Origin of the sequence: Streptomyces sp. NBC_01803 (genome assembly GCF_035917415.1) — a bacterium.
Classification (GTDB): domain Bacteria; phylum Actinomycetota; class Actinomycetes; order Streptomycetales; family Streptomycetaceae; genus Streptomyces.
The window spans coordinates 2283779-2296440 of the sequence record NZ_CP109073.1; the positions used below are offsets into that span (position 1 = coordinate 2283779).

A 12662-nucleotide genomic window follows, 5' to 3' on the forward strand; every position below is an offset into this window, starting at 1 on the left:
AGACTGGCGGGCATGCGACGCTTCGTGGTTCTGTCCGGTGGTATCGGCGGCGCGCGCTTCCTGCGCGGTCTGCGGCGCGCCGCCCCGGACGCGGAGATCACCGTCATCGGCAACACCGGTGACGACATCCACCTCTTCGGCCTCAAGGTCTGCCCCGACCTCGACACCGTGATGTACACCCTCGGCGGCGGCATCCACGAGGAGCAGGGCTGGGGCCGCGCGGACGAGACGTTCACCGTCAAGGAGGAGCTGGCCGCGTACGGCGTCGGCCCGGAGTGGTTCGGCCTGGGCGACCGGGACTTCGCCACCCACATCGTCCGCACCCAGATGATCGCCGCCGGGTATCCGCTGAGCGCGGTCACCGAGGCGCTGTGCGAGCGCTGGCAGCCGGGCGTGCGGCTGCTGCCGATGACGGACGACCGCGTGGAGACCCACGTGCTTGTCGACGACGGCGACGGCGGCCGGAAGGCGGTGCACTTCCAGGAGTACTGGGTGCGGCTGCGCGCCGCCCCGCCCGCGCACGCCGTGATCCCGGTCGGCGCCGAGCAGTCCGCGCCGGCGCCCGGTGTCCTGGAGGCCCTCGCGGCGGCGGACGTCATCCTCTTCCCGCCGTCGAACCCGGTGGTGAGCGTCGGGACGATCCTGGCCGTGCCCGGGATACGGGAGGGCGTCGCCGACGCCGGGGTGCCGGTCATCGGCCTCTCCCCCATCATCGGGGACGCCCCGGTGCGCGGCATGGCCGACAAGGTCCTGGCCGCCGTGGGCGTCTCCGCCACCGCCGCCGCCGTGGCCCAGCACTACGGCTCCGGGCTGCTGGACGGCTGGCTGGTGGACACCGTGGACGCGGACGCGGTCAAGGTGGTGGAGGCCGACGGCATCCGCTGCCGGGCCGTGCCGTTGCTGATGACCGACGCCGATGCCGCCGCCGCGATGGCGCGGGAGGCACTGGCGCTCGCCGAGGAGGTCAGAACCGCGTGACGGAGACGACGGAGAAGCCGGGCGCGGCGGACGCGCCCGCTTACCAGGTGTGGGCCGTGCCGGGCATCCCGGAGATCGGGCCGGGCGACGAGTTGGCCAAGCTCATCGCGGACCGCGCCGGCGCCCCCGGGCTGCCGGGGCTGCGGGACGGCGACATCGTCGTCGTCACCTCGAAAATAGTGAGCAAGGCCGAGGGCCGGATGCTGCGGGCCGACGACCGCGAGGCCGCCATCGACGCGGAGACGGTCCGGGTCGTCGCCCGGCGCGGCCGGGCCCGGATCGTGGAGTCCCGGCACGGGTTCGTGATGGCGGCGGCCGGCGTGGACGCCTCCAACACCCCGGCCGGCACCGTTCTGTTGCTTCCCGAGGACCCGGACGCCTCGGCCGAGCGCATCCGGCGGGGGCTGCGGACGCTGCTCTCCGTCGATGTCGGCGTGATCGTCACCGACACCTTCGGGCGGCCCTGGCGCGAGGGGCAGACCGATGTGGCGATAGGCGCCGCCGGAGTCGCGGTCCTGGAGGACCTGCGCGGCGGGACCGACTCGTTCGGCAACGAGTTCGAGGTCACGGTGACCGCCGTGGCCGACGAGCTGGCGGGCGCCGGGGAGCTGGTCAAGGGCAAGACGGCCGGGCTGCCGGTCGCGGTGATCCGCGGCCTGGGCCACCGCGTCGGGGACGGCGCGGCCGGCCGGGGCGCGCGGGACCTGATCCGCGAGCCGGCGCTGGACATGTTCCGGCTGGGCACCTCGGAGGCCGTGCGCGAGGCCGTCACGCAGCGCAGGACGGTCCGGGAGTTCACCGCGGACCCGGTGGACCCGGCGGCGGTGCGGCGTGCGGTGGCCGCCGCGGTGACCGCCCCGGCGCCGCACCACACCACGCCGTGGCGGTTCGTGCTGCTGGAGTCCGCCGGGGCGAGGACGCGGCTGCTGGACGTCATGCGGGACGCCTGGATCGCCGATCTGCGGGCCGACCGGAAGTCGGCGGAGAGCATCGCCAAGCGCGTGCGCCGGGGCGATGTGCTGCGGCACGCGCCGTATCTGGTGGTGCCCTGCATGGTGATGGAGGGCTCGCACACCTACCCGGACGAGCGGCGGAACGCGGCGGAGCGCGAGATGTTCGTGGTGGCGACGGGCGCCGGAGTGCAGAACCTGCTGGTGGCCCTGGCCGGCGAGGGGCTGGGCTCGGCGTGGGTCTCGTCCACGATGTTCTGCCGGGACGCGGTCCGCGCGGAGCTCGGGCTGCCTGCGGGCTGGGACCCGATGGGCGCGGTGGCCGTGGGCCACGCGGCGGCCCCGCCGCGGACCCGCCCGCCGCGCGTCGCCGACGCCTTCATCACCGTCCGTTAACAGCTGACCCCGCCGGCGGCCGGCGGGTCGTCGTCCTCCGCGGTCGGCGCGGGGGTGGCCAGGGTGGCCAGGGTGGCCGGGGTGGTGGTGGAGCGTTCGGGCCGGGGCAGCGGCCGATCCTCGCTCAAGGCCGCGAAGAGGCGCCGGGCCGCGCCGTCGTCCCAGATGACCGTGGAGCCGAGGCCCGGCACCGAACGGCCCGCCTCCTGGACGGGCACAGACGCGAACCGGGTGTCGGACGGGCTGAAGTCCTTGAGGACGCCGGCGAGCTGGAGCATCTGTTCGGCGCCGAAGCCGGGATCGGCGCGGACCGAGTCGAGGAGCGCCCGGACCGTCGCGCCGAGCCTGGCCGGATCGAGGAGCGCGCCGCCGGTGATCGCCTGGTCCGCGAACGCCGCCAGGAACGTTTGCTGACGGTTCATCCGCCCGAGGTCGGAGCCGCCGTCCACGTACCGGGCGCGCACGTACGCCAGGGCCTCGGCGCCGTCGAGCCTGCTGGTGCCGGCCGGCAGGTCGAGCCCGGAGTGCGCGTCCCGCAGCGGGCGCGGGGTGCACACCTTCACGCCGCCGACCTCGTCCACCGCGCGCATGAAGCCGCCGAAGCTCACTTCCAGGTAGTGGTCGACGCGGACCCCCGTCAGGTCCTCGACCGTGCGCACCATGAGCGGCGGGCCGCCGTGCGAGAGCGCCGCGTTCAGCTTGCCGGCGTGCGGCTCGTGGTGGGCGCCGGAGACGGCGAAGGTGTGCTCCGGGAGCTTGGCGTAGGAGTCGCGGGGCAGGCTGACGACGGTCGCCCGGTCGCCCGCCTCGGACAGGTGCAGCAGCAGGATGGTGTCGGCGCAGTAGCAGGAGGCGTGGCCGAGGTGGTATTCCTCGCGCTCGTCGGCGGTGAGGCCCTCGCGTGAATCGGTGCCGATCAGCAGGATGTTGAGGCCGCGCCCGGCGTCGGGCCGGTCCCGCAGGCCGGTGAACGGATCGACGCGGTGGACGCCATGTTCGGCCGAGCCGAGCACCGCGTGGCCCACCCCACCGGCCGTCAGCACCAGGCCGGCCGCCACAGCCGCGGCCCTGAGGCCCCAGCGGCGGCGACTGCGTGTTGCGGGCATGTCGGGCACCTCCCGACCGTCATCGTATGGCCATAGGATCAACGGTCCGGGGCGGCGCGCACCGGGGTCGCCCATACGCGGTAACGTGCTCCGGTGACCAGCTCTCCGACGACCCCCGCGGTGTCCGTGATCATGCCGGTGCTCAACGAGGAACGGCATCTGCGCGACTCCGTACGGCACATCCTGGCGCAGGACTATCCAGGCGAGCTGGAGGTCGTCATCGCCCTCGGCCCGTCGGCGGACCGGACCGACGAGATCGCCGCCGAGTTGGTGGCCGGGGATCCACGGGTGCGGACCGTGCCGAATCCGACCGGCCGCACGCCGGCCGGGCTGAACGCGGCCATCGCCGCCTCCCGGCATCCGGTGGTGGTGCGCGTGGACGGGCACGGGATGCTCTCGCCGGACTACATCGCCACCGCCGTGCGGCTGCTGGCGGAGACCGGCGCGGCGAACGTCGGCGGGATCATGCACGCCGAGGGCGAGAACGACTGGGAGCGGGCCGTCGCCGCCGCGATGACCTCCCGGATCGGTGTGGGGAACGCGGCCTTCCACACCGGGGGCCGGGCCGGTGAGGCCGAGACCGTCTATCTGGGCGTCTTCCGGCGCGAGGTGCTGGAGAAGCTGGGCGGCTACAACGAGGAGTTCATCCGCGCCCAGGACTGGGAGCTGAACTACCGCATCCGCGGCTCCGGCGGACTGATCTGGTTCTCGCCCGAGCTGCTGGTCTCCTACCGGCCGCGGCCCTCGGTGCGGGAGCTGGCCAAGCAGTACCGCAATTACGGGCGTTGGCGGCGGGTCGTGGCCCGCTACCACGCCGGGTCGATCAATCCCCGCTATCTGGCGCCGCCCGCCGCGCTGTTGGCGATCGCCGCCGGGATCGTGGCCGGGGCGGTGCTGACGCCGTGGGGCTTCGTGGTGCCCGCGGGCTACCTGGCGGGGATCACGCTGGGCTCACTGCCCGCCGGGAAGGGGCTGTCCGCCGGGGCGCGGCTGCGGGTGCCGGTGGCACTGGCGACCATGCACATGTCGTGGGGCTGGGGGTTCCTGACCAGCCCGCGGCGGCTGGCGAGGAAGGTCATCGCCAGCCGCCGGGAGCCCGTCACCACCTGAGGTCCGGGCGGGCCTCGCCACACGTCACCAGACGTGGGCGGGGTTGACCTCCATGCACCGCTCCTCGTCCGTGCCGGAGAAGATGTCCTCCTCGTTCACGGCCGGTTCCTCGGCCGCGCCGCCGGTGCCACCGCCGGCCGCCTCGCCGCTCTCCTCCTCGCCGCCGGGGTCCGCCGTCTCGGGGAAGGCGGTGCCCTCACGCCAGTCGGCGCCGATCACCAGCGTGATCTGGTCGGCGCTCGGTGAGATCCGCACCGCGCCGGCGGGCAGGCCGAGTGCGTCGGCGACGGCCTCCGCGTTGGCCTGGTCGGCGATGTCCGGGTAGAGCAGCGCGGTGCTGCCCTCGGACTCGGGCGTGATGTCGGTCGTGGCGGCGATGAAGCCGAGGCGGTGCAGCTCGTCGGTGATGACACTGGCCCGACCCTCGACGGGGAGCGGGAACTCCGGGCCGAAGCCGGTGCCGTTGCGGACGGCGATCGGGATCTCGGCCTCGGGGTCAGCGGTCTCCTCCGGGGACGCGGAGGCGCCGGCGTCGTCCTTCTCCGGCTCGGCGGGGCGCGCCTCCTGGTCGTCCAGCGGAACGTCCTCGCGGACCAGGGAGAACAGCTCGTCCGACGCCGCCGGGTCGGGGATGATCGTGACCTCCGGATTGGCCGGGTCCGGGAGCCAGGGCAGGGTGACCATGTTGATGCGGTCGTTGGGAACGGACCGCAGGTCCGTGCCGAGGTCGTACAGCTTCTGGACGGTCCCGAGGTCGTGGTCGACCGTCAGGGCGTTGGTCGCGGCCTCGGCCAGGTCCATCAGCTCACCCGGGTCGGAGAGCGAGGCGCTGGACTGGAGCTCCTGGACCATGTTGCTCAGGTACATCTGCTGGGCGTGGGTGCGGCCGACGTCGCTGCCGTCACCGAACGCCTGGCGGGTGCGCAGCCACTGGAGGGCCTCCTCGCCCTCGATGACGGTCTCACCGGCCTCCAGGCGCAGCCCGGACTTGGAGTCGTGGATGTTCTGCTCGACGCAGACCGGGACGCCGCCCACCGCGTCGGCCATGTCCACGACGCCGGCGAAGTCGACCATCATGAAGTGGTCGATGGGGATGCCGGTCAGCTCCCACCAGGTGGCGACGACGCAGCCGGGGCCGCCGTGGGCGAGGGCCATGTTGATCGACTCCGACTGGTCCTCGGCGTAGACCTCGCCGGTGTCGGGGTCGGTGCACTCCGGGATGGTGACCTGGGTGTCGCGCGGGATGCTGATCAGCGTGATGTTGCTGCGGTCCGCCGAGGCGTGCAGGAGCATCTGGACGTCGGCGCGGACCGGGCCGCCGGCGAGGTCACGGGCCCCGCCGAGATCCTGGTTCTCCTCGCCGTCCCGCGAGTCGGAGCCCAGGAGGAGGATGTTGAGCGGCGTCTGTCCGGCGGCGTTCGGCTCCGACTCCCCCATCTCGTTGTCGCCGAGGTTGAGCTTCTCCTTGTCGATGTTCTCGTTCAGGTGCCGGACGTAGAGATAGCCGGCGGCGGCCACGACGAGGAGCAGGAGCGCGAGCGAGCCGGCCGCCCAGACGAGGACGCGGCGCCACAGCGGCTTCGGTTTCTTGCGGGTGCGCTTGCCCTGGGTCCCGGGGGCCTTGCGGGACGGGGGGCCGTCCGCCGCCGGCCGGCGCGGGGCGGGGACATCGGGGTCCTCATACGGGTCGGGCTCATGACGCGGGCCGTCCTGGGGGGCGGCGGACGGGCTGGTGCGCTGTCCCGGCCTGGCGACCCCGGCGACGGACCTGCCTTCGTCGTCGCCGCGTATGCCGGTCCTCCGCACGGGAACCCCCACTCTCCGCTGTCGCTCCACTCCGCCCGCGCTGGGCGGCCCCCCTGTTATGAGGCGCAGACGTCTTCGTCATCCGCCGTGATGCTGGTGACGTCCTCCGGCAGCTCCGCCGGGACCTCGATGGGCTCCCCCGCGCCGCGGAAGTCGTCGCCGAGGACGAGGACCATCGGCTCGTCTCCGGCGTCCGCCGACTGCTCACGCAGCGCCGAGTCCGGCAGGCCCATCATCTCAGCGAGGGTCGCCGCCTGGCCGGCCTGGTCAGGGCCGTACTCCAGGGTGGTCTTCTCCTGCGCCTCGGGGGCGTTGCCCGCGTTCGTCGACAGCGGGACACCCTCCACGTTCTGCAGCCAGTCCAGTGTCTCCTGGGCGGCGCCGATCACGTCGCCACCGTTGAAGACGTCGACCCTGACCTCAGCGGCCGGGGCCGGCTCGGGCTCGTCGGAGGCGCCGCCGCCCTGCCCGTCGTCGCCGGAACTCCCCGAGTCACCGGAGTCACCGGAGTCACCCGGGCCCCCGGAGCCTTCCTCCTCGCCGGAGTCCGTCATCGAGATGTCCTCCCGGAGCATCCGGAAGATCGGCGCGGCCCGGGACTCGTCGATGACGACGGTGGCCTTGGCACCCTCGGGCTCGTCGGGGTTGTCCAGGACGGGCAGCGTGACGAAGTTCATGTCGGACATCGGCACTTGGCCGAGATCCTGAGCGAGGTCCATCAGCCGCTGGATGCTGCCGATACCGGTGTCGACGGTCAGCGACCTGGTCGCCGTGTCCGCCAGGTCAAACATCTGAGTGGGACTGTTGAGCATGCCGCCCTGGGTGATCTCACGGGCCATCGAGGCGACGAACTGCTGCTGGAGCTCGATCCGGCTCAGGTCGCTGCCGGTACCCACCGAGTGGCGGGTGCGCACGAACGCCAGCGCGTCCTCGCCCTGCACCTCGTGCCGTCCGGCGTCGAGTTGGAGACCGGACTTGGGGTCGTCGATGGGCTCGGCCACGCAGACCGGGACGCCGCCGACGGCCGTCGAGAGGTCCTTGACCGCGTTGAAGTCGGCCATCATGAAGTGGTTGATCTCGACGCCGGTCATCTCCTGGACCGTGCGCCAGACGCAGCCCGGGTCACGGCCGCCCGCGCCCATGCTCTGGTTGAACCGGACGCCCTGGGAGCCGGGGATGACCTCCGTGCCGCCGCCCTCCTGCGCGACCTCGCAGTCCGGGATGTCGGTGATGAGATCCCGCGGGATGCTCAGGCCGGTGGCGTGCGACCGGTCCTCGGAGAAGTGCATGAGGATCGTGGTGTCCGCGCCCTCGCTGGCCTCGCCACCGTAGGTCTCGTTGCCCGAGCCGGAGCGGGTGTCGGTCCCGATGAACAGGATGTTGACCGGCTCGTCCGACTGGAAGTCGTTCTCGATGCCGACGTCGACCTTGGTGATGTTCCCGTTCAGCCGGTTGTAGACATACCAGGCGCCGGCACAGCCCACGATCAGCAGCATCGCGAGCGCGCCGCCGGTCCACATCAGCGCCTTCTTGGTGCGTCCGCGCTTCCTGGCGGTCTTGCTCCCCTTGGCGTCCTTCCCCTTGCGACGGCTGGGCGCCGGGGGCCGGCTGTCCCGTCGGCCCGGCACGGGGCGGTCCCCGTCCGGCCGGTCCGACGGTGAGCGACGCTGCGGTGGCGGAGCGTTACGACTCCTGCGTGTGGGGTCGCCTGAGGCTGACGACCGTCTCGGCCGCTCGCCCTGCCCCGCCTGACGGGAGCCGGGCAACCGCAGCTCATAGTCGCCGGTGTCCGGGTTGAACACCCACTGATCGGCGGGATCGATATCGCCCGCACCCCCACGTCCCTGCGCGTCCACGTGTCCGTGCGCCCTCCGTGTGCTTTCTAGAGGATCAGACGGCACACACTAGCCTCCAGGTTCCAGGGGTCGCGATCGCGGTGACGTATTCCACCCGAAGCGGTGGGGGCAAACCTCCGGCTACTCACCCTTTTTAGGGTCTTTATCGAGTTGCTCACCCGGCACAGATCGGCTCCCCGGCGGCGGGCAGATCGGCGCGCAGCCGCGTCAGCAGCGCGTGCGCGCGGCGGTCGTCGTCCGCGGGGACGTCCAGCACCCGCAACCGGGCGGGCGGGACGGCGCGCAGTTCGGCGGGAGCGGCCTCGGAGCGGTGGAACGCGCAGACGCCGACCGGGGTCGAGGCCGTGGCCGGGGTCGAGGCGGCGGTCGAGGCCGTGGCCGTGGCCGGGGTCGGGGCGGCGGTCGAGGCCGGGGCCGTGGCCGGGGTCGGGGCGGCGGCCGTGGCCGGGGCGGCGGTCGAGGCCGTGGCCGGGGTCGGGGTCGGGGCGGCGGTCGGGAACGGGGCGGCGGCCGGGGTCGGGGCGGCGGTCGAGGCCGTGGCCGTGGCCGGGGTCGGGGCGGCGGCCGTGGCCGGGGCGGCGGTCGAGGCCGTGGCCGGGGTCGGGGTCGGGGCGGCGGTCGGGAACGGGGCGGCGGTCGTGGGGTGGCCGTCGAGGCGGAGCCAGGTGAGGCGTTCCAGGGCGCGGACGAGGCAGGCCGTGCCGCCGGTGGCGTAGGCGCGGGCGAGGGAGGCGCGGGTGGCGCGGACCGGGGTGCCGTCGCGTCCAGTGCAGGCGGGCACATCCACCGGCAGACCGGGCGGAACGGAGACGGCGGTGGCGCTCTCGCCATCGTCGGGCAGGTGCAGCAGGAGGAGAGCGGTGGCGCGGGCGCCCCGGTCCCCGGTGCCGATCAGCAGGACGTTGCGGGCGGCGCCGGGTCCGGGGGGCGGGCGTTCGCGGTCGTGGCGGGCCAACTCGGCGGCGGTGGCGAGGTCGGCCACGACGGTGTCCTCGACGCGGCGCAGGACCGCCCAGCCGGCCGCCGCGACGGCGAGCACGGTGGCCGCGGCGGCGAGGGCCACCCAGCGCGGCCAACCACGTCCGCCGGGGCGGGGGTCATGGCCGGGCTCGCGGCCGTCGGGCGGGACCGGCCGCCGTGGACCCGGCGGGGCGGTGAGCCGGTGGTAGGCGGGCTGGCGCGGCACCCTCATGGTCACGATCGTGCGGGCACCGCGCCGTCCCGGCCACCGTCAGGCGGCGAAGTGGGTGACGCGCTCGCTCTCCCGGCGCGCGGCCAGCGCGGCGGCATCGAGGCGTTCGGCGTTGCGGCACAGCACGACGGACGCGCCGACGGCCAGCGGGGCGTAGAGACCGGCCGAGACGCCCTCCCAAGTGCCGAACGGGGCGAGGGACATCAGGCGGTCGCCGGGGCCGAGCCCGCGTTCGGCGGCGTCGGCGTGGGCGCGTTCGACCACCTCGCGGCCGGTCAGCTCCCGGCCGCCGGTCACGAGGGCCGTGTGGTCCGGGCCGGGCGGGTCGTAGGCGGCGAACGTGTCGGGCTGGGCGGGCACGGCGACGGCGTAGTCGGTGAAGCCGGCGGGCGGCTGCGCGAAGCGGGCGCCGAGGGGGCGCAGGCTCAGCGCGACACGCTCCCCGCGGCAGGCGCGCGCTGCTTCGAGCGCGTCCGGGCCGGTGACGACGAGGTCGGCCTCGGCCGGGTCCCCCTCCAGCTCCGCGACCACCCCGGTGGCGGCGGTGGCGAGCAGCCAGACGGCCGTCTGCCAATGGGCGGGCAGCAGGAGGGCGAGGCGGTCGCCCGGCAGGGCGGAGAGCTCGTCCTGGAGGAGGTTCGCGGTCTTGGCCACCCAGTTGGCGAGGGTGGCGGCGGAGAGTTCGACACGTTCGCCGGTGGCGTCGTCGTAGTACGTCACCAGGGGACGGGCGGCATCCGAGGCGAGTGCGGAACGCAGCAGGTCAGCGGGGGTGCGGTCGGCGATGTTCATCAGCGTCAGGGTACGCCCGGGGGGCTCCGCGGCCCATGGGCGGCGGGCGGTCACCGTAGCTCACATGGAGTCAGCGAATAACTACGGACCGATAGACATATAAGACGGAGTATGGCCAGGATCGGTGTCATGCGATCACTCTCTGCTTCCACCTTCGCGTCTTCGTTCGCGTCGTTGTTCGCGTCCTCGTTCGCCGCCCGGTCGGTGGCGACGGTGGGTGCCGCGTGTCTGGCGGCCCTGGCCCTGCCGTCCGGCGCCACCGCCGCCGGGACGGCGGAGTCGTCCGGGGCCGGGACCGCGGAGTCGTCCGGGGCCCGGGCTATGGGGACCGTTGGCCTCCAGTCACTTCCGTTGCAGCCGCTCGAACCCAGGACCCGGGCGGGCGGCCAGCCGGCCGGGCCGGACGGCGCGCAGGGGCTGCCGCCCACCGACACCGATCCGTTCTCGCTGCTCGGCGTCATCTGGTCGGACGCGGCGGCGGAGCTGCGCGGCGAGGTGGAGGTGCGCACCCGGGCGGAGCCCACGGGCGCCTGGTCGGACTGGATCGAACTCGACGCGAACGCCGCCCACGCCCCCGACCCGGGCACGGCGGAGGCCGGCGACGCGGGGGTGCGCGGCGGCACCGCGCCGCTGTGGGTCGGCCCCTCGGACGGGGTGGAGGTCCGGGCGGTGCCCGGCGAAGGCGATGCGGAGGGGGTCGGCGGCGCGGCCGACGAGGACGCCGACAAGGACGGTGCGGCCGGGACGGCCGACGCGCTGTCCGAGGGGCTGCCCGAGGGGCTGCGGCTGGAGCTGATCGACCCGGGCGAGACCCCCGAGGCGGACGGGGAGGAGCCGCCCGCCGAGGAGCCCAGGTCGGCGGAGGGCGAGTTCGAGGCCCCACGCCCGCCGATCACCACCCGGGCCGACTGGGGCGCGGACGAGAGCCTGCGCGAGGACGACTTCGTCTACACCGACACGATCAAGACCGTCTTCGTCCACCACACGGCGGGCACCAACGACTACTCCTGCTCCGACGCGCCCGCGATCATCCGCGGCATTTACGCCTACCACGTGGAGAGCGAGGGCTGGCGCGACATCGGCTACAACTTCCTCGTCGACAAGTGCGGCGAGATCTACGAGGGCCGGGCCGGCGGCGTCACCGAACCCGTGCAGGGCGCCCACACCCTCGGCTTCAACCACAACAGCATGGGCGTCTCGGTCCTCGGCACCTACTCCAGCACCGCCCCCAACGAGGACATCCTCGCCAGCGTCTCACTGCTGACCGCGTGGAAGCTCGGCCTGCACGACGGCGACCCCGAGGGCGCGCAGAACCGCACGTCCAGCGGCGGCACCTACCCCGAGGGCACGACGATCGAGCTGAACAACGTCTCCGGTCACCGCGACGGCTACAACACCGACTGCCCCGGCGACGAGCTGTACGCCGAGCTGCCGACCGTGCGCGCCACCGCCGCCGATCTCCAGGGCAGGTGACGCCGGTCCGACGCCGGCAGTAGATTGCCGGATCATGCCGGATCGCAGCTGGGCCCCGCCCGAACCGTACGATCTGCGCCGCAGCCTGCTCGTGCTGCGGCGCGGGCCGTACGACCCGGCGTTCCGCGCCGCCGGCGACGGCGCGATCTGGCGTGCCACGCGCACGCCGGAGGGTCCGGCGACGCTGCGCGTCGTGCGCGGCCGGTCGGGGTCGGTCGACGGCACGGCCTGGGGGCCCGGGGCCGACTGGGCGCTGGAGCGGCTGCCCGCGCTGCTGGGGGCGGACGACGAGCCGGAGGCGTTCGTTGCATGTCACCGGCTGGTGGCCCAGGCGGTGCGCCGCCACGGCGGGCTGCGGCTGATCCGGACCGGGCTGGTGCTGGAGTCGCTGATCCCCTCGATCCTCGAACAACGGGTGACGACGGAGGAGGCGCACCGGGCCTGGCGGCTGTTGCTGCGGTGGTACGGCGAGCCGGCGCCCGGCCCCGGCGCCGAGCTGGGCATGTGGGTGATGCCCGAGCCGCGCGTGCTGGCCAGGGTGCCGTCCTGGGACTGGCACCGGGCGGGCGTGGACGGCAAGCGGTCGGCGGCGGTGCTGCGGGCGGTGCGGCTCGCGCGGCGGATGGAGGAGGCGGCGGGCATGGCACTCCCGGAGGCCATGGCCCGGCTGCGGGCCGTGCCCGGCATCGGGCCGTGGACGGCGGCCGAGACGTTGCAACGCGTTCTCGGCGCTCCCGACGCGATCACGGTCGGGGATCTGCACCTGCCGGGCATCATCGGTCACGCGCTCGGCGGCGGTGAGCGGGACGCGGACGACGAGCGGATGCTGGAGCTGCTGGCGCCCTACGCGGGCCAGCGGTACCGGGCGGCCCGGCTGATCCTGCTGACCGGCGTCGCCCCGGCCCGCCGCGCGCCGCGCCAGCGGCACGCGAACATCGCGCGGTTGTAGCGCTGTGACGCTGTGGCGCTGTGACGTCGCGCGGCTGCGGGCAGGCGGCTGCGG

The 12662-nt window shown here is 74.1% G+C and carries 10 protein-coding genes; 5 read left to right on the forward strand and 5 right to left on the reverse strand.

The window, feature by feature from the left end; genetic code table 11:
- Window positions 1–12: 12 nt before the first annotated feature.
- Together cofD and OIE51_RS09820 are read left to right on the forward strand one after the other, a co-directional pair.
- A complete protein-coding gene (cofD, locus tag OIE51_RS09815) occupies window positions 13–978 on the forward strand; it encodes a 2-phospho-L-lactate transferase (RefSeq protein WP_326597000.1) in 966 nt (321 codons plus the stop codon).
- Window positions 975–2324, forward strand: a complete 1350-nt coding sequence (locus tag OIE51_RS09820) for a coenzyme F420-0:L-glutamate ligase (protein ID WP_326597002.1) — start codon at window positions 975–977, stop codon at window positions 2322–2324. Before cofD ends, OIE51_RS09820 begins: the two co-directional genes overlap by 4 nt.
- Here OIE51_RS09820 and OIE51_RS09825 read toward each other — a convergent pair.
- Entirely contained in the window at window positions 2321–3430 is a 1110-nt protein-coding gene (locus OIE51_RS09825; protein ID WP_326597003.1) for an LCP family protein, read from the reverse strand. The two genes, OIE51_RS09820 and OIE51_RS09825, sit on opposite strands and share 4 nt — an antisense overlap.
- A gap of 93 nt (window positions 3431–3523) precedes the next feature.
- On the opposite strand from OIE51_RS09825, the gene OIE51_RS09830 reads away from it, so the two are divergent.
- Entirely contained in the window at window positions 3524–4540 is a 1017-nt protein-coding gene (locus tag OIE51_RS09830; protein WP_326597004.1) for a glycosyltransferase family 2 protein, read from the forward strand.
- A gap of 24 nt (window positions 4541–4564) precedes the next feature.
- Here the strand turns inward: OIE51_RS09830 and OIE51_RS09835 are convergent, their stop codons facing one another.
- The 4 genes from OIE51_RS09835 to OIE51_RS09850 all read right to left on the reverse strand — a co-directional run bounded on the left by OIE51_RS09835 (window position 4565) and on the right by OIE51_RS09850 (window position 10186).
- A complete protein-coding gene (locus tag OIE51_RS09835) occupies window positions 4565–6346 on the reverse strand; it encodes an LCP family protein (RefSeq protein WP_326597006.1) in 1782 nt (593 codons plus the stop codon).
- A 56-nt stretch (window positions 6347–6402) separates the two neighbouring features.
- A complete protein-coding gene (locus tag OIE51_RS09840; RefSeq protein WP_326597008.1) occupies window positions 6403–7974 on the reverse strand; it encodes an LCP family protein in 1572 nt (523 codons plus the stop codon).
- 382 nt (window positions 7975–8356) lie between these two features.
- Complete coding sequence (locus tag OIE51_RS09845) at window positions 8357–9394, reverse strand: hypothetical protein (RefSeq protein ID WP_326597010.1); 1038 nt, start codon at window positions 9392–9394, stop codon at window positions 8357–8359.
- 39 nt (window positions 9395–9433) lie between these two features.
- On the reverse strand, window positions 9434–10186 hold the full coding sequence (locus OIE51_RS09850; RefSeq protein ID WP_326597012.1) for a TIGR03089 family protein: 753 nt from the start codon (window positions 10184–10186) through the stop codon (window positions 9434–9436).
- Window positions 10187–10315: 129 nt separating this feature from the next.
- Between OIE51_RS09850 and OIE51_RS09855 the strand changes: the two genes are divergently transcribed.
- Both OIE51_RS09855 and OIE51_RS09860 read left to right on the forward strand, forming a co-directional pair.
- Window positions 10316–11659, forward strand: coding sequence for an N-acetylmuramoyl-L-alanine amidase (locus tag OIE51_RS09855; RefSeq protein WP_326597013.1), 1344 nt, complete (start codon window positions 10316–10318; stop codon window positions 11657–11659).
- A gap of 34 nt (window positions 11660–11693) precedes the next feature.
- Window positions 11694–12608 carry a DNA-3-methyladenine glycosylase family protein gene (locus OIE51_RS09860; RefSeq protein WP_326597015.1) on the forward strand — a complete coding sequence of 305 codons (915 nt, stop codon included), beginning with the start codon at window positions 11694–11696 and terminating at the stop codon, window positions 12606–12608.
- The last annotated feature ends 54 nt before the right edge of the window (window positions 12609–12662 follow it).

Coding starts and splice junctions, on each gene's coding strand:
- cofD (WP_326597000.1), top strand. CDS start 13: ATGCGACGCTTCGTGGTTCTGTCCGGTGGTATCGGCGGCGCGCGCTTC.
- OIE51_RS09825 (WP_326597003.1), bottom strand. CDS start 3,430: ATGCCCGCAACACGCAGTCGCCGCCGCTGGGGCCTCAGGGCCGCGGCT.
- OIE51_RS09845 (WP_326597010.1), bottom strand. CDS start 9,394: ATGAGGGTGCCGCGCCAGCCCGCCTACCACCGGCTCACCGCCCCGCCG.
- OIE51_RS09850 (WP_326597012.1), bottom strand. CDS start 10,186: ATGAACATCGCCGACCGCACCCCCGCTGACCTGCTGCGTTCCGCACTC.
- OIE51_RS09855 (WP_326597013.1), top strand. CDS start 10,316: ATGCGATCACTCTCTGCTTCCACCTTCGCGTCTTCGTTCGCGTCGTTG.
- OIE51_RS09860 (WP_326597015.1), top strand. CDS start 11,694: ATGCCGGATCGCAGCTGGGCCCCGCCCGAACCGTACGATCTGCGCCGC.